The sequence below is a fragment of the Halosubterraneus shenae genome, assembly GCF_050510935.1.
Classification (GTDB): Archaea; Halobacteriota; Halobacteria; order Halobacteriales; family Haloferacaceae; genus JBDGPU01.
In genome coordinates, this window is sequence record NZ_JBNLVO010000001.1 from 200,750 (window position 1) to 220,811 (window position 20,062).

At 69.2% G+C, this 20,062-nt stretch carries 18 protein-coding genes and 1 tRNA gene; 13 read left to right on the forward strand and 6 right to left on the reverse strand.

Going from position 1 to position 20,062, the window contains the following annotated elements:
* The first annotated feature begins 88 nt into the window (after positions 1–88).
* The 3 genes from ACQE3M_RS00910 to ACQE3M_RS00920 all read left to right on the forward strand — a co-directional run bounded on the left by ACQE3M_RS00910 (position 89) and on the right by ACQE3M_RS00920 (position 1,569).
* A complete protein-coding gene (locus tag ACQE3M_RS00910) occupies positions 89–544 on the forward strand; it encodes a DUF2240 family protein (RefSeq protein ID WP_430503584.1) in 456 nt (151 codons plus the stop codon).
* 17 nt (positions 545–561) lie between these two features.
* Complete coding sequence (locus ACQE3M_RS00915) at positions 562–975, forward strand: hypothetical protein (protein WP_430503585.1); 414 nt, start codon at positions 562–564, stop codon at positions 973–975.
* 141 nt (positions 976–1,116) lie between these two features.
* Positions 1,117–1,569, forward strand: coding sequence for a ubiquitin family protein (locus ACQE3M_RS00920; RefSeq protein ID WP_430503586.1), 453 nt, complete (start codon positions 1,117–1,119; stop codon positions 1,567–1,569).
* Between the two features lie 34 nt (positions 1,570–1,603).
* On the opposite strand, the gene ACQE3M_RS00925 is transcribed toward ACQE3M_RS00920, so the two are convergent.
* A complete protein-coding gene (locus ACQE3M_RS00925) occupies positions 1,604–1,984 on the reverse strand; it encodes a cupin domain-containing protein (protein WP_430503587.1) in 381 nt (126 codons plus the stop codon).
* 141 nt (positions 1,985–2,125) lie between these two features.
* Here ACQE3M_RS00925 and ACQE3M_RS00930 point away from each other — a divergent pair, with 141 nt between their 5' ends.
* Positions 2,126–3,367 carry a DNA double-strand break repair nuclease NurA gene (locus ACQE3M_RS00930; protein ID WP_430503588.1) on the forward strand — a complete coding sequence of 414 codons (1,242 nt, stop codon included), beginning with the start codon at positions 2,126–2,128 and terminating at the stop codon, positions 3,365–3,367.
* Positions 3,368–3,394: 27 nt separating this feature from the next.
* Here the strand turns inward: ACQE3M_RS00930 and ACQE3M_RS00935 are convergent, their stop codons facing one another.
* Together ACQE3M_RS00935 and ACQE3M_RS00940 are read right to left on the reverse strand one after the other, a co-directional pair.
* Positions 3,395–4,138 (reverse strand): CPBP family intramembrane glutamic endopeptidase, encoded by a 744-nt coding sequence (locus ACQE3M_RS00935; RefSeq protein ID WP_430503589.1) that lies wholly within the window; start codon positions 4,136–4,138, stop codon positions 3,395–3,397.
* 125 nt (positions 4,139–4,263) lie between these two features.
* Positions 4,264–5,562, reverse strand: coding sequence for a glucose-6-phosphate isomerase (locus tag ACQE3M_RS00940; RefSeq protein ID WP_430503590.1), 1,299 nt, complete (start codon positions 5,560–5,562; stop codon positions 4,264–4,266).
* Positions 5,563–6,575: 1,013 nt separating this feature from the next.
* Here ACQE3M_RS00940 and ACQE3M_RS00945 point away from each other — a divergent pair.
* The 7 genes from ACQE3M_RS00945 to truA all read left to right on the forward strand — a co-directional run bounded on the left by ACQE3M_RS00945 (position 6,576) and on the right by truA (position 14,601).
* Positions 6,576–6,848, forward strand: coding sequence for a hypothetical protein (locus tag ACQE3M_RS00945; RefSeq protein WP_430503591.1), 273 nt, complete (start codon positions 6,576–6,578; stop codon positions 6,846–6,848).
* A gap of 73 nt (positions 6,849–6,921) precedes the next feature.
* Positions 6,922–8,028 (forward strand): pyruvate dehydrogenase (acetyl-transferring) E1 component subunit alpha, encoded by a 1,107-nt coding sequence (pdhA, locus tag ACQE3M_RS00950; RefSeq protein ID WP_430503592.1) that lies wholly within the window; start codon positions 6,922–6,924, stop codon positions 8,026–8,028.
* A gap of 1 nt (position 8,029) precedes the next feature.
* Positions 8,030–9,025: an alpha-ketoacid dehydrogenase subunit beta gene (locus ACQE3M_RS00955; protein ID WP_430503593.1), complete on the forward strand. Its 996-nt coding sequence runs from the start codon at positions 8,030–8,032 to the stop codon at positions 9,023–9,025.
* A 1-nt stretch (position 9,026) separates the two neighbouring features.
* Positions 9,027–10,637 (forward strand): dihydrolipoamide acetyltransferase family protein, encoded by a 1,611-nt coding sequence (locus ACQE3M_RS00960; RefSeq protein ID WP_430503594.1) that lies wholly within the window; start codon positions 9,027–9,029, stop codon positions 10,635–10,637.
* Entirely contained in the window at positions 10,638–12,065 is a 1,428-nt protein-coding gene (gene lpdA / locus ACQE3M_RS00965; RefSeq protein WP_430503595.1) for a dihydrolipoyl dehydrogenase, read from the forward strand. It begins immediately after the preceding gene.
* A 1,081-nt stretch (positions 12,066–13,146) separates the two neighbouring features.
* Positions 13,147–13,581, forward strand: a complete 435-nt coding sequence (locus tag ACQE3M_RS00970; protein WP_430503596.1) for a universal stress protein — start codon at positions 13,147–13,149, stop codon at positions 13,579–13,581.
* An 81-nt stretch (positions 13,582–13,662) separates the two neighbouring features.
* Positions 13,663–14,601 (forward strand): tRNA pseudouridine(38-40) synthase TruA, encoded by a 939-nt coding sequence (gene truA, locus ACQE3M_RS00975; RefSeq protein WP_430503597.1) that lies wholly within the window; start codon positions 13,663–13,665, stop codon positions 14,599–14,601.
* 5 nt (positions 14,602–14,606) lie between these two features.
* Here truA and ACQE3M_RS00980 read toward each other — a convergent pair whose 3' ends face one another.
* Positions 14,607–16,001 (reverse strand): M28 family peptidase, encoded by a 1,395-nt coding sequence (locus ACQE3M_RS00980; protein WP_430503598.1) that lies wholly within the window; start codon positions 15,999–16,001, stop codon positions 14,607–14,609.
* Positions 16,002–16,110: 109 nt separating this feature from the next.
* Here ACQE3M_RS00980 and ACQE3M_RS00985 point away from each other — a divergent pair.
* A tRNA-Gly gene (locus ACQE3M_RS00985) sits at positions 16,111–16,181 on the forward strand.
* A 17-nt stretch (positions 16,182–16,198) separates the two neighbouring features.
* On the opposite strand, the gene ACQE3M_RS00990 is transcribed toward ACQE3M_RS00985, so the two are convergent.
* Both ACQE3M_RS00990 and ACQE3M_RS00995 read right to left on the reverse strand, forming a co-directional pair.
* Positions 16,199–16,963 carry an Nmad3 family putative nucleotide modification protein gene (locus ACQE3M_RS00990; protein ID WP_430503599.1) on the reverse strand — a complete coding sequence of 255 codons (765 nt, stop codon included), beginning with the start codon at positions 16,961–16,963 and terminating at the stop codon, positions 16,199–16,201.
* Positions 16,964–16,996: 33 nt separating this feature from the next.
* The gene (locus ACQE3M_RS00995) at positions 16,997–17,908 is read right to left on the reverse strand and encodes an acyltransferase (protein WP_430503600.1); all 912 of its coding nucleotides are present in this window, start codon (positions 17,906–17,908) and stop codon (positions 16,997–16,999) included.
* Positions 17,909–18,912: 1,004 nt separating this feature from the next.
* Here ACQE3M_RS00995 and ACQE3M_RS01000 point away from each other — a divergent pair.
* Entirely contained in the window at positions 18,913–19,974 is a 1,062-nt protein-coding gene (locus ACQE3M_RS01000; RefSeq protein WP_430503601.1) for an aldo/keto reductase, read from the forward strand.
* Positions 19,975–20,062 lie beyond the last annotated feature (88 nt).

The window sequence follows — 20,062 nt, forward strand, 5'->3', positions numbered from 1 at the left end:
AGGGAGCCGGGCCGAACGGCGTCCGCACCCCCGTGGGAGGGCGTCCGGTTCGATACGTTTACCGGCGAGGGCGGTCCGAATACTGACGATGAGTCTGGAGGTCACCGTCGCGGTTCCGTTCCGCCAGCAGGGGAAGCGCCGGCTCGGCGAGGGGGAGTTCGTCGTCGCGCTCTCGCTCGACCGCGACTGGTTCTCCCCGGACCAGGCCAAGCGCCTGGTCGACGTCGCCAAGGGGCGCGGGCTGGTGGCGGAGGAGGACGGCGACCTCGTGCCGGAGTTCGACCCCGACGACGTCGACGTGCCCGAGGAGTTCACGCCCGACGAATCGATCCTCCGCGAGCAGTCCACCTTCGAGCAGGCCCTCGACGCGCTCGTCGCGGCGGGCGTGGACAAGCAGCAGGCGGTCGCGTCGATCAACGAGCGCCAGCGCGGGCTCGAGATCACCATCGAGGCCGCCGCGGTGCTGTACGCGAAGGAACACGGCGTCGACGTCGACGGGCTCGCCGCCGAGGCCCGCGACGACCTCCTCACGGCCGACGAGTAACCGACAGTGAGACAGCCATGACACAGGACGAACTCAACGACGGCGTCCGGATCGCACAGCTACTCTCCTCGGAGATCACCGGCGGGAAAGGGCGCCTGCGCGCGCTCGACGTGACCGACGCCGACCCCGACGTCGAGCCCACGACGGACGGGGCGTTCGCGTACACCGTTCGCGCGGCCGACGTCGAGGTGGAGAGCGTCCGCGACGACGACGCGATCGCCGAGGTGTACGTCCAGCCGGACCGCGCGCGCGTCGAGTTCGTCGTCGCCCCGGAACTCGCCGCCGACGTCGCGCAGGTCGAGGACCTCCGCGTCCGCCCGAAGGCGGTCAGACCGCCGCGCACGCTGGTCTTCGTCGAGAACGGCGCGCAGGTGAAGTGGACCCTCCCCGTCTTCGAGGCCGTCCTCGACGAGCTGCGCCGCCACGAGTAGTCCGGCGTCGAGTCCGGGACGGCGCGATCGACGTAATCGATAGGACCGACGCCGTCGACGCGACCGACCAGCCGAGTCGCCCACAACACTCCCGAACGTGTTCGGAGGTGAGCCTATGCTCGTTCTCACCGATTCTCGTCCATGTCCAGTCAGGACTCGACGACCCCCGAGTCGCCGGCAACCGAATCCGAGTCCGCGGCGTCGACGGCGGAGTCGACGCCGGCAACCGCCGAAACGACGACCGTCGAGGTGCGCGCGACCGGGCACGTCCGCGACGCGCTCGACGCCCACCAGTTCGACTACGCGTTCGAGGGCTCCACGCTCGGGGAGTTCCTCGACCAGTTCTTCGACGAGCACGGCTGCGAGGACCTCCTGCTCGCGGAGACGGAAGCTGAGGAGACCGGGCCGGGCTGGGCCGACTACCCGGGCGAGCCGCCGGGCCGCTGGGAGCGCAATCCAGAGGGCGAGCGCACGCGCGCGTTCGCCAGGGTGCTGATCAACGGGCGCTTCAACGAGCTGTACGACGGCTTCGCGACCGAGCTCGACGAGGGCGACCGCGTCGCGCTCGTCTATCCGTTCATCTTCTGCTGTTGACGGCGGGACGTCGAGGCCGCCGTCCTCGATGTCGCTACTCGGCGCTCGGCTCGAAGGTCCCCTCCCGGATCCCGCGCCGAACCGGGTCGTGCTCCGCGTCGGTCGGCGGCGGTGCGGTGACGAGCAGCGCCTCGAGTCGGTCGCCGCCGGTCGCTTTGATACCGCGCTCGGTGCCGGCGTCGACGACGACCACGTCGCCGGGGCCGACCCGCCGGTCCTCGTCACCGTCGCGGACGAGGGCGGTCCCCCGCTGCACGTCGACGACGACGTCGCTGTCGGGGGCGTGAACCGGGATGAACTGGCCGGGCTCGAAGTAGCCGAGGACGACTTTCGTGCGGTCGCTCCGGAACACCTCCTGCGCGCTGAACCTGGCCTCGCTGTACTGCCGTTCGGCGTCGAAATCCGTGGCAACCATCGGTGTCCGGGGCTTGCCCTCCCGGCCACCTACGAGGCAGGCCGAACATGTGTGGCCTCCGCCAGGGTCGCGAGGGGACCGGGGTGCCCGCACCCCACGCCGACCGACCCCTTTTTGCCCGCCGGCCACTCCCTCCAAGGCGTGACGCTGGACCCGATTCACGTGGACAACATCGCCCGGCTGGCCTCCTCCATCGCGGGCACCGTCGACACGACGGACCACGACTCGCTGGCGACGCAGGCCTGGGAGGACTGGCTCCCGGAGCTGTACCACGACGGCCGGGTCGTGATCGAACCGGTCGGCGACCACGAGCGGCGGCGCGTCGCGGTCGACGAGATCGCCTTGACAGACCGCCCGTTCCCGACGACGCACGGGCTCGACTCGGGGACGATCAACCCGACGACGTTCAAGAACGGCCTCGTCGTCGACGTCGCGCACGCGGCGATGGCCTCGGACCCGTCGGACCTGGACCTCCACCGCTCCCGGTCCATCGTGGCCACGGTCCACAACGCCGACGCGACGATCGACCACGACACGGACTGGCACCGCCGCGACGAGGGGTACACCCAGCAGCGCGTCCTCCACGCGCCGACGGTGAACCGCTACGCCGAGGGCGTCGTCCACGCGCTCGCGCTCTACCTCGCGGAGAGCAAGCACGCGCTCGACCACGCGAACACGGTCGCGGACCTGCTCGTACTCGACGGCCCGATCTACCCGAAGGAGCTGTTCACCTGGGAGGACCGCGACCCGGAGCTCGGCGACCTCGCGCGCGAGGCGAAACCCCGCGCCGTCATCGAGAACTACGTCCGCCTCGTGGAGCAGTTCGTCGCGGACGAGATCCCTCTCGTCGGCTTCGTGAAGAACCCGGCGAGCCGCGAGATCATTCGCACGCTGAACAGCAAGGGGATCGAGGCGCCCTGGCCCGACGACGCCGCGCTGTTCACCCGCCTGCTGGAGCGCCGTGAGGAGGGCGAGCTGCTTTCCGACGAGCTCACCTTCACCACCTGGTTCCACAGCCGGGGCGGCGCCGACCGTCACATGGCCGCCGCGGGCGACGCGCTCGGCGTGGACCGGAAGCTCGACCCCGAGCTGTACGAGACGACGTTCTTCGTGCTGTACGACCCGCGGATGGACGTCCTTTATAAGGTCGAGGCGCCGTACGCGTTCACCCGCGACCCCGACCTGCGCCGCGACCTGGCGACGCAGGTCGTCGCGGACGTCGCCGCCAGCCGCGGGCCGCCGGAGGCCGTCGCGAAGGCCGACGAGCTCGCGCGCATCAGCAGCGGCGAGAAGGCGTCGCTCCGCCGGAAGTTCGAGGAGCAGTTCGGCTCCGAGCAGCTCCGCACGTACGACGACGTGCGCTGGGACGAGACGTCTTTATAAGTAGCCACCCGGCCCCGACCTTTCTCCTCAGAGGGAGCCGGTGAAGTAGAGGAACTGGACGGTGAACAGCGTCCCGTTGTAGAGCCCGTGGGTTAACGCCGGTACGACGACGTTGCCCGTGCGCTCGTACGCGTAGCCGAGGACGACCCCGAGCACCGCTGCGATCGTCGCGTAGACGAACGCCTGCTCGGTCGTGCCGACGACGGCGGCGACGTGGACGATCCCGAAGACGACGCTCGTGAGCGCGATGGCCGGCCACGCCGTCATCGCACGCCGGAGCAGCCCCTGCACGACGCCCCGGAACAGCAGCTCCTCGGCGGGCCCGACGACCAGCACGCTGACGACCGCCATCTGCAGGAAGTAGGTCGGATTGTCGCGACCGGGCAGCAGCGCCGCGTTCTCGCCAGCGGAGACCCCGAACTGCGCCAGCAGCTCCGTGATGGCTACCTGCAGCGCCAGCAGCGCGATCGTGGCGCCGACGACGGTCGCGACGTCCCACCGGTCGAGTCGGTCGACCGCGATCAGGTCCCAGTCGTTCGTGATCGCGAGGAACACGGCGATGGCCAGCCCGAACCCGAGGAACTGGACGACCGTGCTGACGATCACCGCCTCCGGGCTGTCGGCCGCGACGATGCCGGCGCCGACGACGGCGTCGGTGACCGGTCGCGTGATCGCGACGGCCGCGAGGAACGCGCCGAGGACGACGGTCAGTCCCTGTCCGAGTCGCATCGCGCTTTCGGTCACGTCCGCGGCGGCCAGCCCGTCACTCATTGGGCCTCGATACGGGAAGGCGGGGTATAGGCGCACCGGAACTGTACTGTGTCGCCGGCGGTGGTCGGTCGCCGGCGGTGGTCAGTCGCAGGCGGTGGTCGGTCGCCGGCGGCGGTAGTCCGTCGTCAGTTGCTCCCGCTTCCGACGATCAGTTCGCGCTTCTCCGCGACCGCGTCGGCTTCCTCGAAGTCGCCGCCGCCGAGCAGGCCGCGAGCCGCCTTCTTCCCCCACTCGACTGCGGGCTGCGTGAACGTCGAGAGGTCGGCGAGCTCGCCGTAGAGGACGCAGGCGGCCTCCATGCCGTAGAGCAGCTCGCCGAGCGTGCGCTCGTCGACGCGGTCGATCTCGATCCGGACGTTCGGCCGGCTCGCCGCGGCGAGGCTCGCCTCCGTCGCCTCGAACTCGGCGTCGAGCAGCTCGCCCAGCGAGGATCCCCCGAGGTAGGAGAGCCCCTCCAGGTCGGTCTGGGGGATAGCCACCTCGGCTCGCTCCCGCGGGCGCACGAGCGTGACCACCTTGTCCCGGGGACCGGCCCGGTAGAGCTGGAGCTGGGAGTGCTGGTCCGTCGCGCCGAGCGCGCGGGCGGGCGTCTGGCCGACCTCCTCCTTCCCTAGGCTCTCGGCCCAGAGCTGGGCGAACCACTCCGCGAACGTCTCCAGCGACTCCGCGTACGGCATCATCACGTTCGTCAGCGCGCCGTCCTGCGCGAGCGCGTACGAGGTCGCCCCGTAGGCGTACGCCGGCGCGTCGAACAGCGACCCCGCGAGCGCGTCGCGCCCGTCCGCGCCGCCGGCGAGGACGGCCTCGATGTCGTGGCCCTGTAGCGCCGCGACCGCGAGCCCGACCGTCGAGAGCACGGAGAAGCGGCCGGGGACGCCCTCGGGGACGTCGAGCGCGGGCAGGTCGTGGCGCTCGGCGAGCTGCCGGAGGTTCCCGGCCTCGCCCGTCGTGACGAAGGTTCGCTCCGTCCAGTCGACGTTCGCGCGGTCCATCGCGTCGCGCACGACGAGGAAGTTCGAGAGCGTCTCCGCCGTCGTCCCCGACCGCGAGACGACGTTGACGACGGTGTCCGCGAGCGGGAGGTCCGCGAGCAGGCGCTCGACGTGGGCCGGGTCGACGTTGTCGAGGAAGTAGGCGTCGACCGGCGAGGGGAGCGCCTTCGCGAGCGTCGCCGCCCCGAGCGCACTCCCGCCGATGCCGACCGTGACGACCGCCTCGGGCTGGCCAAACGGCTCGACCGCGGCCCGGATCGCGTCCGGGTCCGCCGTCTCGGGCAGGTTCAGCGACGCGTAGCCGAACTCGTCGTCGGCCATGCCGCGTTCGATGCGTTCGTGCGCGTCGGCGACGCGCTCGTCGAGCGTTTCGAGTCCCTCCTGGGTGACGCCCGGATCCGTTCCGAGCGCGTTCCCGATGTCGACGTCCATATCTGATGGAGTGCGCGGTGGCGGCTTAGTGGTTGCCGTGTCGGGATCGGGTTGCGTTCGTGGTGTGGGGGTTGGTCGTAGTTTGCTTATAAACTGGAAGCTCAGGTATAGACGTTGCTGCACTTGACAGCACCGCAAACAGCTAGAAAGCCCTCGACCGCTTTTGCTTATAAACCGGGTGCCCAGGTGCAGACGCTGCTACGCTCGACGGCACCGCAAACACCCAGAAAGCCCTCGGCCGCTCGCGGTCGCTGCGCGACATATCCACGCCTCTCCGCCCCGGAAGACGTTCCGGGCTGCCTGCAGTAGCGGGCTGCCGGGCTGCGGCTTCCTGGCCTTCGTTCGCTTCGCTCACGAAGACACCGCCCGGCGTGGATAGTGGTCGTCGCAGCGACTCTCCTTCGGCGCGACCGGCCGTCGCCCTTTCAGTCCGCCAGGACCGCACGGCTCCGCAACAGCGACGCACGGCAACCGCAATACCTCAGTCCTCCCCAGCCTCGGTCGGGGCGCGCCGGGACCGCACCGCTCGGCGCGCCCCGCCCTCCCTCGCACGCGGTGCTCGCGCGCGCCGACGCCTAAGCACCGCACGCCGGACAGCCGCCTAACGACGGTGGCCAAAGAACCGCCGGCGGCGACACCCAGCCACCACTCCCGGGCGGGACTGAAAGGGGCAGCCGCTGCGCGGGACGCCCTGCGACGCTAGCACCGCAACGGCGAACGACCAACGGGAGTGAGCCGTGAGGAGCGCAGCGAGCAGCGCGAGCGCTCAGCGGCTGGGGCTTTCTGGGCATGCCGAGTGGTGTCGCTGACGACGCCAGCCGACCTCATTTATAAGCGCGACCGCTCAGCGGCTGGGGCTTTCTGGGCATGCTGAGTGGTGGCGCCAGTGCCGCCAACCAAGTTTATTTATAAACGCGAGTGCTCAGCGGCTTGGGCTTTCAAGCTGTGCTGAGTGGTATCTGTGGCAGCGATAGCCGGTCATGTTTATAAAGGCGAGCGTTCAGCGGCTGGGTTTGCGGGCGCCGACAGCTTCGTGGTGGCTCGGTTCGCTCAATGTCCGCGCCGCCACAGACGTCTTTGTTGCCTGCTACCAGGATCCACGATCGACCAACGAAACCGCCGTCGCCATCGTCGATCCCGAGGGAAACCTTCCCGTTTGTCCATTACTGTTCGGGAATATGCGAATTGATCAGGAAAATACTGCCAGATTCACCCCGACGATTGAAAATTGTTTGATTTTGGCCTTCACGGGTGGACAGTTCCGCGTCGGTTCGCAGAATTTCTGACCATAGTAAATTATTTACGAAAACCCTAAGAGTCCTGCGTCGGAGATTCGGGTATGAACAGGTGGGTTCGACCGTGACGTTACTCGAGCGCGACCCGGACGACATGATACAGGTTCTCGACGAGGACGGCACCGTCGTCGGCGACGTGCCCGACCTCGACGACGAGGAGTTCGTCGAGATGTACCGGTACATGAAGCTGGCTCGCCACTTCGACGAGCGGGCCGTCAGCCTCCAGCGCCAGGGGCGGATGGGGACCTACCCCCCGCTCTCGGGGCAGGAGGGCGCCCAGGTCGGCAGCGCGCTCGCGCTGGCCGAGGACGACTGGATCGTCCCCTCCTACCGCGAACACGGTGCCGCCCTGGTTCGTGGGCTCCCGCTCGAGGGGACGCTCCTCTACTGGATGGGCCACGAGGAGGGGAACAACACACCCGAGGGGACGAACATCTTCCCGGTTGCGGTCCCCATCGCCTCCCAGATCCCGCACGCGACGGGCGCGGCGTGGGCGAAGAAGCTCCGCGGGAACGACGACGACGTCGTCCTCTGTTACTTCGGCGACGGCGCCACGAGCGAGGGTGACTTCCACGAGGGGCTCAACTTCGCGGGCGTCTTCGACACGCCGAACGTCTTCTTCTGTAACAACAACCAGTGGGCCATCTCCGTGCCGCGCGAGCGACAGACGAAGTCCGAGACGCTCGCCCAGAAGGCCGACGCCTACGGCTTCACGGGCGTCCAGGTCGACGGGATGGATCCCCTCGCCGTCTACAAGACGACCCAGGCCGCCCTCGAGAAGGCCCGGGACCCCGACGAGGGCCAGCTCCGACCGACGATGATCGAGGCGGTCCAGTACCGCTTTGGCGCCCACACGACGGCGGACGACCCGACCGTCTACCGCGACGAGGAGGAGGTCGAGCGCTGGAAGGCCAAAGACCCCATCCCGCGACTGGAGGCGTACCTCCGCGCGGAGGGGATCATGGACGACGAGCGCCACGCGGAGATCGAGGAGAGCGTGAAGACGCAGGTCGCCGACGCCATCGACGCGGCGGAGTCGGTCCCGCGCCCCGAACCGCGCGAGATGTTCGACAACGTCTACGCGGAGACGACGGCGAACCTCGAGGAGCAGTACGAGGAGTTCGCGGAAATCCGCGAGAAGCACGGCGACGACGCGTTCCTGGAGGATTAAGATGAGCGAGTCACAGCAGACGCAGAACCTGACGCTCGTACAGGCAGTCCGCGACGGACTACACACCGAACTCGCACGCGACGACGAGGTGATCGTCATGGGCGAGGACGTCGGGAAGAACGGCGGCGTCTTCCGGGCCACCGAGGGCCTCCACAGCGAGTTCGGCGACGACCGCGTCATCGACACGCCGCTGGCCGAGTCCGGCATCATCGGCACCGCAGTCGGGATGGCCGCGATGGGGATGAAGCCGGTCCCGGAGATCCAGTTCTCCGGCTTCATGTACCCCGGCTTCGACCAGATCGTCTCGCACATGTCGCGGTTCCGCAACCGGACCCGCGGCAAGCACAGCCTCCCGATGGTACTGCGCGCGCCCTACGGCGGCGGCATCCGCGCGCCGGAGCACCACTCGGAGTCGAAAGAGGCCTTCTACGCGCACGAGGCCGGCCTGCAGGTCGTCATCCCGTCGACGCCCGCGGACGCGAAGGGGCTGCTCGCCTCGGCCGTCCGCGACCCCGACCCGGTCGTCTTCCTCGAGCCGAAGCTCATCTACCGGGCCTTCCGCGAGGAGGTGCCCGAGGGCGACCACACCGTCCCGCTCGGCGAGGCCAAAACCCGCCGCGAGGGCGACGACGTGACGCTGTACACCTACGGCGCGATGACGCGCCCGACGATGGAGGCCGCCGAGAACCTCGCCGAGGAGGGGATCGACTGTCACGTCCTCGACCTGCGGACCATCTCCCCGCTCGACCGCGAGAGCATCGTCGAGGCGTTCAAGCGGACCGGCCGCGCCGCCGTCGTCCACGAGGCGCCGAAGACGGGCGGCATCGGCGCGGAGATCACCGCCATCCTCCAGGAGAAAGCGCTGCTCCACCAGGAGGCGCCGGTCTCCCGCATCGCCGGCTACGACGTCCCGTACCCGCTGTACGCGCTGGAGGACTACTACCTCCCGTGTGCGGCGCGCATCGAGGAAGGCGTGAAGGACGCGGTGGAGTTCTAACATGGCCACGAAAGAGTTCAAGCTCCCGGACGTCGGCGAGGGCGTCGCCGAGGGCGAGCTGGTCTCCTGGCTCGTCGCCCCCGGCGACACGGTCACCGAGGACCAGGCCGTCGCCGAGGTCGAGACGGACAAGGCGCTCGTCGAGGTCCCGTCGCCGTACAACGGGACCGTGAAGGAACTGCGCGCCGAGGAGGGCGAGATGGTGCCCGTCGGCGACGTGATCATCACCTTCGAGGTGCCCGAGGAGGGCGAGGTCGAGGGTGAAGGCGAAGCGGAAGCTGCGGCGGGAGCCGAGGGGGAGCCCGAAGACGAGGCGGAGCCCGAGGCCGAAACCGCCGCGGAACCGGAAACCGCGGAGGCAACGGCGGAAGCCGAGGAGGTCTCGACCGGCAAGGGCCGCACCTTCGCCCCGCCGTCGGCCCGCCGCGTCGCCCGCGAGCTCGGCGTCGACGTCAGCGCGGTCGACGGCAGCGGTCCCGGCGGCCGCGTCACCGAGGCCGACGTCCGCGAGCACGCCGAGTCGGGTGGGGCGGAACCGGAACCGACGCCCGAACCGAGCGAACGCAAGTCCGCAGTCACGAAGCGCGAGCCGGAAGCCGGCGCCGAGGTAGGGGCCGGAGCCGAGACCGGCGCTGGTGCCGGGCGATCGGTGGAACCGGCCGAGGCGGCCGAGGCGGCCAACCGCGAGAAGACGCTTGCGGTGCCCGCGACTCGCCGCGTCGCCCGCGAGGAGGGCGTCGACATCAACGAGGTGCCGACGGACGAGACGCGCGAGGGCGAGGCGTTCGTCACCGAGGAACAGGTGCGCGAGTTCGCCGCCGCGAAGCGCGGCGAAGTCGAGGCCGTCGAGGGTGCCGAGGCTGCGGAGGCCCAGGCGGGTGCACCGGAAGCCGGCGCCGAGGTCGCCGGACCGAAGCCGTCGGAGACGCGCCCGTACACGGGCGTCCGGCGGACCATCGGCAAGCAGATGGCGCAGTCGAAGTACACGGCGCCGCACGTTACCCACCACGACACGGCCGAGGTCACGGACCTCGTTGACGCGCGCGCCCGGCTGAAGCCGAAGGCCGAGGCGCGCGAGGTGAAGCTCACCTACATGCCGTTCGTGATGAAGGCCATCGTCGCCGGCCTGAAGGAGTACCCAATCCTCAACTCCGAACTCCACGAAGAGGCAGAGGAGATCGAGGTCAAGAACTACTACAACATCGGCATCGCGGTGGCGACGGACGCGGGCCTGATGGTCCCGGTCGTCGAGAACGTCGACGAGAAGGGGCTCGTCGAGCTCGCGGCCGAGGTCAACGACCTCGCGACGCGCGCCCGCGAGCGCAAGCTGAAACCCGCCGAGATGAAGGGCGGGACGTTCACGATCACCAACTTCGGCGCCATCGGCGGCGAGTACGCCACGCCGATCATCAACTACCCCGAGACCGCAATCCTCGGGCTGGGCGGCATCGAGAAGCGCCCGGTCGTCGAGGGCGACGACGTCGTCGCCCGCGAGACGCTCCCGCTCTCGCTCTCTATCGACCACCGCGTCATCGACGGCGCGGAGGCCGCGGAGTTCACCAACACCGTGATGGAACACCTTAACAATCCACTGCTGCTGTTAACCGAGTAAATGGTCGTCGGAGATATCTCAACTGGCACGGACGTACTGGTCATCGGCGCCGGGCCGGGCGGCTACGTGGCCGCCATTCGCGCCGCACAGGAGGGCCTCGACACGACGCTCGTCGAACGCGACGCCTACGGGGGTGCCTGCCTCAACCGGGGCTGTATCCCCTCGAAGGCGCTCATCACCGGCACGGACGTCGCCCACGAGGCCGGCAACGCCGAGGAGATGGGCATCCACGCCGACCCCGCCGTCGACCTGGCGGGCATGCAGAGCTGGAAGGACGACGTCGTCGACTCGCTGACGGGCGGCGTCGAGAAGCTCTGCAAGGCCAACGGCGTCAACCTCATCGAGGGGACCGCCACCTTCGCCGACGAGAACAAGGTCCGCGTCGCTCACGGCGGCGAGGGCCAGGGCTCGGAATCGATCGAGTTCGAGCACGCGATCGTCGCGACCGGATCGCGACCCATCGAGATCCCGGGCTTCGAGTACAGCCACGACCACATCTGGTCCTCCGCGGAGGCGCTCGACGCCGACACCGTCCCGGACCGGCTCGTCGTCGTCGGCGGCGGCTACATCGGAATGGAGCTGGCGACCGTCTACGCGAAGCTCGGCAGCGACGTGACCGTCGTCGAGATGCTCGACGACATCCTCCAGCCGTACGAGGACGACGTGAAACGCGTCGTCCGCAAGCGCGCGGCGGACCTCGGCATCGACTTCCAGTTCGGGGAAGGCGCCTCGGACTGGTCGGAAGCCCCGGACGGCGGCTACCACGTCACGACCGAGACCGAGGACGGCGAGGAGTCGACCTACCCCGCCGACAAGGTGCTCGTCGCCGTCGGCCGCCAGCCCGTCTCGGACACCCTCGACCTGGAGGAGGCCGGCCTGGAGACGAACGAGCACGGCTTCATCGAGACCGACGACCGCGCCCGCACGGACAAAGAGCACATCTTCGCCGTCGGCGACGTCGCCGGCGAGCCCATGCTCGCGCACAAGGCCTCGAAGGAGGGCATCGTCGCCGCCGAGGTCATCGCGGGCGAGCCCGCGGCACTCGACTACCAGGCGATCCCCGCGGCGGTCTTCACGGACCCCGAAATCGGCACCGTCGGGATGACGGAAGCCGAGGCCGAGGAGGCCGGCTTCGACGTGAAGGTCGGGCAGATGCCGTTCAACGCCTCCGGTCGCGCGCTGACGACGGGACACACGGACGGCTTCGTCCGGATCGTCGCCGACGCCGACGCCGGGTTCATCCTCGGCGCGCAGATCGTCGGCCCGGAGGCCTCCGAGCTGATCGCGGAGGTCGGCCTCGCCATCGAGATGGGCGCGACCGTCGAGGACGTCGGGTCGACGATCCACACCCACCCGACGCTCTCGGAAGCCGTGATGGAAGCCGCCGAGAACGCGCAGGACCAGGCGATCCACACGCTGAATCGGTAGGGCTTCTCGGTCGCGTTTTTGGTCGAATCGTTCCCTGAGAACGGCGTTTCTGAAGGGCGTTTATAAGTATATTTGAACAGGTGGTGCCGCGTGGCTCTCGACAGGACCGCGGACAGCTCGAAAGCCCTCGACTTCTCGCTATGCGCAGGTTTGGGCAGGTGATACGGGATTGCGCTCGACAGCACCGCAGACACTTCGAAAGCCCTCGGCCGCTCGCGGTCGCTGTCCTCGAAAATCAGAGATTTTCGGGCTCCGAGAAATCTTCGATTTCTCGCGAAGCGACATATCCGCGCCTCTCCGCCACGAAAGACGGTCCGGGCTGCCTGTAGTAGCGAGCTGCCGGGCTGCGACTTTCTGGCCTTCGCTCGCTGCGCTCGCGAAGACACCGCCCGCGCGGATAGGGGTCGACTCAGCGACTCCCCTCCGGCGCGACCACTGGAAGACGGTCGGGGCTGCTCGCTACGCTGCGCTGCCGGGCTGCGACTTCCAAGCTCTCGTTCACTTCGTTCACGAGACCGGCCGTCGCCTTTTCAGTCCGCCAGGACAGCGACTGCGACGGCAACCGCGACAGCGATCGCACCGCAACCGCGGACGCACCGCACGCCGGCTGACCGGCGAGCCTCAACAGCCACCCAACCGGCGCGAGCGACGCCCGGCCACCACTCCTGGGCGGGACTGAAAGGGGCAGCCGCTGCGCGGGACGCCCTGCGACGCTAGCACCGCAACGGCGAACGAGCGAAGCGAGTGAGCCGTGAGGAGCGCAGCGAGCAGCGCGACCGGTCAGCGGCTGGGGCTTTCTGGGTATGCTGAGTGGTCTCTGTAGCGACGACGACCGACTCTACTTATAAGCGTGACCGGTCAGCGGCTGGGGCTTTCTGGGCATGCCGAGTGGTCTCTGTAGCGATGACGACCGAACTCGTTTGTAAACGCGACCGGTCGAGGCCTGAGGAGCTCTGGCCACGGCGAACGATGTCGCGAGCAACGAACCCCTCTCCAGCCCCGCTCATCGAGTCGACCGAAGGAGGCCCGATTCAACGCACCGGCCACTACAGTTTTTCACCCCGAGGGTGAATCCGCGTCCATGTACGACACGATTCTACTGCCTGTCGCGCCGGATAGCGAAGCGACGCGCGGGATCGAGCGGGCCGCCGACCTCGCGGACCACTACGACGCGTCCGTTCACGTCCTCGCCGTCGTGGACACGGTCGAGGAGGTGATGAGCGGGCCGCACGCCGAATCCCTCGCCCAGCGCATCGAGAGCGAGGCCATGGATCGCGTCGAGGAGGTCGACGACGAACTGCGGTCCCGTGGGGTCGAGGACGTCGTCGAACGGACGGAGGAGGGCCGCCCGTTCGAGACGATCATCGAGACGATCGACGACGTCGACGCCGACATCGTGGTCATGCCGACGCACACGAGGAAGGGGCTCCAGCGCGTCCTGCTCGGGAGCGTCACGGAGAAGGTCCTCCGTCGCTCGCCGGTGCCGGTGATGACCGTGCCGATGGGGCAGGACTGAGTTCGCGGACACCCGACTCGCCGCCGTTCCGCTCCCGACCGGAGACTGGCCACTTTTGAGGACCGGCGCCGAAGCGACGGCGTGCGCGCGTTTCGCATCGCCTACGACGGCCGGCACTACAATGGGTTCCAGCGACAGCCAAGCGTGCCGACCGTCGAGGACGCGGTACTCGACGCCCTCCGCGAGCAGGGCGCGCTCGGGCCCGCCGACGCGGTGGACACGCCGCCGAACTACGCCGCCGCCGGGCGCACCGACGCGGGCGTCTCGGCCATCGCACAGACGGTCGCGTTCGACGCACCCGACTGGCTCACGCCGCGGGCGCTGAACGGGGCGCTTCCGGGCGGCGTTCGCGCGTGGGCCGCAGCGGACGTGCCCGAGGGCTTCCACGCGACCCACCACGCAACGCGCCGGACGTATCGCTACTACCTGTTCGCGCCGCCAGTCGACGGCGCGGACGCAACCGCGGAGGCGACTGCCGCGGCTGCCGACGATCCGACCGCCCTCCCGGCACCCGCCGTCGACGACGAGCGCGTCCACACCGCGCTCGGCAAGCTCTCGGGCCGACACGACTTCGCGAACTTCACCACCGACGAGTCGGGTACCGAACGCGACGTGACCGCGACGGCGACGCGCTCGGGCCCCTTCCTCGTCCTGGAGGTCTCGGCCGGCGGCTTCCCGCGGGAGTTCGTCCGCCGAGTCGTGACGCTCGTGCGCGCGGTCGGCACGGGCGACGCGTCGCTCGCGAAGGTCGACCGGGCGCTCGACCCGGAGCCGTTGCCGGGCCACGAGGGGATCGGCCCCGCCACGCCGGAGCCGCTCGTGCTGTGGGACGTCGCCTACGAGGCGACGCCGGAGGGGATCGACGACGCCGTCGAGTTCGACGTCGACGACGAGGCCCGTGAGAGCGCGCTGCAGGTGTTCGGGGAGCGCCACGTCTCCGCGCGCGTCGACGCGCAGGTGCTCGGCGCGATGCGCGAGGGGCTCGAATCGGCCGACGACTCCGACGACTCCGGCGACTGACCTGGCTACTCCCAGTCCGCCGGCCAGAGGTCGGCCGCGCGCATCCCCGTCTCGAAGTCGGCCTCGCGGAACGCGTCCGCGAGTTCGTCGGCGTCGAGGCGCGGGAGGTCGCGTTCGGGGTCCGCTAGCTCGGTGACGAGCAGCGCGGTCAGCATGGCGTGTTCCCGGATATTGCGGTCGTCGACCTTGTCCCGCGTGTCGGCGTGTGTGTGCCCCCACCCCCGCCCGCGCTCGCCGGAGTCGCTGTGGAGCTGCAGGGCTGGAACCCCCCGCCGGACGAAGGGCCACTGGTCCGAGAACGGGTGCGGTTCGAGCTCGACGTCGATCGGGTGCCGGGTCGCGCGAGCGACGGTCTCCGCGGCGTCCGCCGTCGCCGCCGAGGTGTGCGCGAGCGCGACGAGGTCGCGGAACCGCCCCGCACCGTCGACGTTGACCACGCCGGCGACGTCGTCGAGGTCGAGTTTCGCGGCGAGCTCCTCCGCGCCGAGCAGGCCAACCTCCTCACAGCCGACGGCGGCGACGTCGACGCCGATCGGCAGGTCGACGGCGTCGTCCGCAAGGATGCCCGCGGTGGCGACGACCGTCGCGATCCCACACCCGTTGTCGAGGGCGGCCTCGGCGACGTCGTGGCCGTCGTAGTGTGCGACGAGGAGCAGTCGCTGGTCGGTGTCGGGGCCGACGCGCCCAACCACGTTCCGGCTCGTTGCCGGGGTCGTCTCGGCGTCGACCGAGAGGTGCGCGGTGCCGGCCTCGCCAGGGGTGTTGCTCGCGTGTTCGCGGAGCCACGCGCCGGTCTCCTTCGAGACGCCGACGGCGGGCGCTTCGGCCTCCTCCCCGAACGTGAGCGAGCCCGTGGGGGGAAGCTGCCCGTCGAGGTGGTTCACGAACAGGAACCCCTCGGCGCCGGCCTCGACCGCGTAGCCGAACTTCTCCATCCGGTGGACGAACCGCGAGCCGGACGGCGTCGTCGTCGACGCGACGACGAGCTTCCCCTCGACGTCGACTTCGTCGATCTCCTCGGGCGTCCCGTAGCCGACGTCGACGAGTGCGGCCTCGACGTCCCCCGCAGGCGAGTACGGGAGCGCGACCGTCTCGAACTCGCGGGCGAGTTCGTCGCCGTGGCGGTCGCTGGTCGTCAGCGTGAGCGTCGAGTCCCCACGCCGCCACGCCGCCATCTCGAACTCCTCGTTCCGGACGTCGCGCACGCCGGCGGCCGCGAAGGCGTCGGCGACGAGGTCGGCCGCGCGCGCCTCCCCCGCGCTGCCGCCCATCCGGTTCCCGATCGCCGTGAGGTCGGTCACGAACGACCAGGCGTCGGTGCTCGTCCACGTACGGCCGAGGGCGGGCGCGAGGGTGTCCAGGCGCTCGCGCACGCGCTCGATCTCGGTGTCACTCGGCATGGTTGGTTCTGTTCGGTATCCGGGATAAGGATATGGAACGCGGCGGGCCTCGGGCAAGCCCCCTGAAACGCTACGTTCAAGTGCGGGCGTCGGGTACAATCGGACACGCGCACCGTTGGTCCAGTGGTAGGACATTAGCTTCCCAAGCTAATAGCCCGGGTTCAATTCCCGGACGGTGCATTTTTCGAAAATCACCCTTACTGGCGGTCGGCCCGTTCGAGCACTGTCGCCGTCGCCGACGCGTCGAACGCGAGCGGACGCCGCCACCACGGTCCCTTCCCCGAATCCGAGGATAGCTCCGTCACCAGCCGGTTCGCGTCGGCGCCCGCCGCCGGGCTGCTGAGCGGGACGACGCGGTCGAACAGCCCGGATTGCTCGGGAGCGCCCCGGACGAGCACGCGAGCGTCGAAGTCGGCTCGCTGCAGGTGCGCGTTGCTCGCGAAGCGCTCGGCGACGGCCTCGCGCTCCGGCTCCTCGACCGCCTCGGCGACCCGGAAGCCGCCGACGAGGTACGCGCCCCACTCCGGCGCGAGGTTGTCGTCGACGCTGACGCCCGCGTCGCGGAGCCAGTCGTCACCGCGGTCGTCGCCCGGGCCTCGCCAGTCACTCGGTCGGAGGGTCAGCGTCGCGTAGAAGAACAGCCAGTCGCCGGGGTCGAGCGCGGCGATGCGGCTCGCCTTGACGCCGTAGGGATCGCCGTACGTTGCGGCGTCGCTACCGTGGACGCCGGGGAACTCGGGGTCGAGGTGGACCGGCCGTTCGGCGAGGTCGGCGGGGAGCGAGAACGGGAGGTCGAGGTCGGCGTAGGTGGGAACGGTTGCGGTGGTGGCGTCGCTGCCGTCGCGCGTCGGCGCCGCTTCCGGAATCGGGACGTACACGAAGGACCCGTCGGGGTAGACGGGCCCGCGGAACCCCGGCTCGTTGGTGTTGGCGGCGACGTTGATGGCGACGGAGCGGGGCACGGTTACTATTTAAAAAGACGCGGATCGACCGGCTTACTCCGGCGCGTCCGGCGGGTTCAGGTCGCGCTGGAACTCGTCGAAGACCTCGACGTCGTCGTCCAGCTCGTACTCGATCTCGCGGTCCTCCTTCTCGCTCGGGAGTCGCCCCGTCTCGAGCTCCTCGGCGACGGACTCCCAGCCGGGCTTGACGCGGATGCTCTTGGCGGGCATCCCGACGACGATGTGGTGGGCGGGGACGTCGCCCTGGACGACCGCGCGGGCGCCGACGACGCTGTTCTCGCCGACCTTGCAGCCGGCGCGCACCATGGCGTCGTAGGTGACGCGCGCGTTCTGCTCGACGATCGTGTGGTAGTTGCGGACTTCGGTCTGGTCGACGATGTCGTGGTCGTGCGAGTAGACGTGGACGCCGTCCGAGAGCGACGCGCGGTCGCCGATGGTGAGCTTTCCACGGTCGTCGAGGTGGACGTCGTCGTGGATGACGACGTTGTCGCCGACCTCGATGTTGTGCCCGTAGGTGACGGAGATCCCCTTGAAGAAGCGGCAGTTGTCACCGCACTCGGCGAAGAGGTGGTTGGCGAGCATCTGGCGGAACTCGAGCGCGAAGTCGACGTTGTCGGCCATCGCGGTCGCGTCGAACTGGCGCCAGAGCCACTGGAGGTGCTTCGAGCGCTGGAACTTGCTCTCGTCCTTCTCCGCGTAGTACTCCGACTCCAGCGTCGCGTTACAGGGGTCGTACCCCTGAAGTCGCACCCGCGTCGCTTTCGACACTGACTCGCCCGCCTGCCACGCCTCCCACGCGTCCCGGTCCCCGTTGAGGTCGATCAGCACGTCGCGGACGACGTCACATGTGTCCTCCTCCGAGGAGAGTCGTTCGTCCACCTCGTCGATGAACGCCTGGATCCCCGCTTCCGCGTCGTCGGGGAGGGACACGTGTCGCTTTGTCATCGGCGAGAGTTATCCGCGGATCGTCAAAGGGTTTCGGTTGTGTGTACCGCTCGTCACGCCGCATTGCAGCTCCCTCGTTCCGTCCAGGCCTCAATTGCTCGCCGGTCTACTTCCTGAATCGCGCTCGCCTGCGTCGGCGAGGTATTCGGCTTCTCGATCGTCGCTCGCGACGCCACTAAGCGCACCTGGAAAACCCCCTGCCGCTGAGCGGTCGCCTTTATAAATAGAGTCGGCTGACGTCGCTGGCGACACCACTCAGCATGCCCGGAAAGCCCCAGCCGCTGAGCGGTGGCGCTTATATACAAATTTGTTCGTCGTCGCGAGCGACACCACTCGGTACACCCAGAAAGCCCCAGCCGCTGAGCGCTCGCGCTGCTCGCTGCGCGCCTCGCCGACTCACTCGCTCCCTTCGGTCGCTCATTCGTCGGCTCAGTGCTTGCGTCGCAGGGCGTCCCGCGCAGCGGCTGCCCCTTTCAGTCCCGCCCGGGAGTGGTGGCCGGGCGTCGATCGCGGCGGCTGGCAGGCGGTTGCGGTGCGGAGCGGTTGGCGCGCGCGAGCAACGCGTGCGAGGGAGGCAGGGGCGCGCCGCGGCGGTGCGGTGCCGGCGCGCCCCGGCCGAGGCTGGGGAGGGCCGAGGCTTGCGGTAGCTGTGCGGCCGCTGTGCGGGGCGGTTGCGGTATTGTCGCTGTCCTGGCGGACTGAAAGGGCGACGGCCGGTCGCGCCGCAGGGGAGTCGCTGAATCGACCCCTATCCACGCCGGGCGGTGCTGAGAGGCGTGGATATGTCGTTCAGCGACCGCGAGCGGCCGAGGGCTTTCCCGGTGTTTGCGGTGCTGTCGAGAGCCAGACCGTACCACCTGTGAAAATCTGCTTATAAAGAGTGGCCAAGGGCTTACTGGCTGACGTGGACAGCCCCCGCAACGTCCACACAACACCATCCAGCAGCCATGGCGTGCATACATAGAACCGCACGCGCTAAGTGGACCCGTTCCCAACCACGAAACATGCACTACCGCGAACTCGGCGATTCGGGGGTCGAGGTGAGCGAGGTCGGCTTCGGCGCGTGGGTCGTCGGCACCGACTGGTGGGGCGACCGCTCGCAGGACCAGGCCGTCGACATGGTCCAGTACGCGCTCGACCAGGGGATCACCTACTTCGACACGGGCGACGTTTACGGCCACGGCGACAGCGAGGAGATCGTCGGCGAGGCCCTCGCCGAGCACCGCGACGAGGTGACGATCGGCACGAAGCTCGGCTACGACTTCTACAACAACCCGCAGGCGGGCCACGGCGAACTCCCAAAGGAGCTCGACGAGGCGTACATCCGCGAGGCGTTCGAGAAGTCGATCGACCGCCTCGGCGTCGACAAGGTCGAACTGCTCCAGCTCCACAACGCCAACGTCGACGAGGTGACGCCCGAGGTCGTCGACGTCCTCCGCGAGCTCAAGGCGGAGGGCAAGGTCGACGCGCTCGGCTGGGCGCTGGGCCCGTCGATCGGCTGGCTCGCCGAGGGCGACGCCGCCGTCGACTACGACGTCTTCGACGCGGTCCAGACCGTCTTCAACCTCTTCGAGCAGGACCCCGGGATGCACTTCATCGACACCATCCGGGAGCAGAACGCGGACACCTCCGTGCTCGCGCGCGTCCCGCACTCCTCCGGCCTGCTGAACGAGCAGGTGACGCCCGACACGGAGCTCGGCGAGGGCGACCACCGCTCGCACCGGCCCTCCGAGTGGTACGAGACGGGCTGGGAGAAGCTCGACGCGATCCGCTTCCTCGAACGGGACGGCGACCGGAAGATGAGCCAGGCGTCGATCCAGTGGCTCCTCTCCCACGACGAGGTCGCCTCCGTCACGCCGACGTTCCGGACCACCGACGACATCGACGAGTGGGCCGGCGCGAGCGACGTGCCGGACCTCACCGACGACGAGTACGAGCGCGTCCAGGAGCTCTACGAGGCGAACTTCGACATCGACCGCTTCGACGGGATGGACAGTCTCCGCTCGTCCGTCGACGGCGAGGACATCGACGCGGCCGGCCTCGACAAGGGCGTCGCCTCCTACTGAGGCCGCGACACCCCCCGGCTTCGACTGCAGATCGAACCCCTCCTCTTCCGGTCGAAACCGCCCGACAGCGTCGCTACTGGTTCGCTCG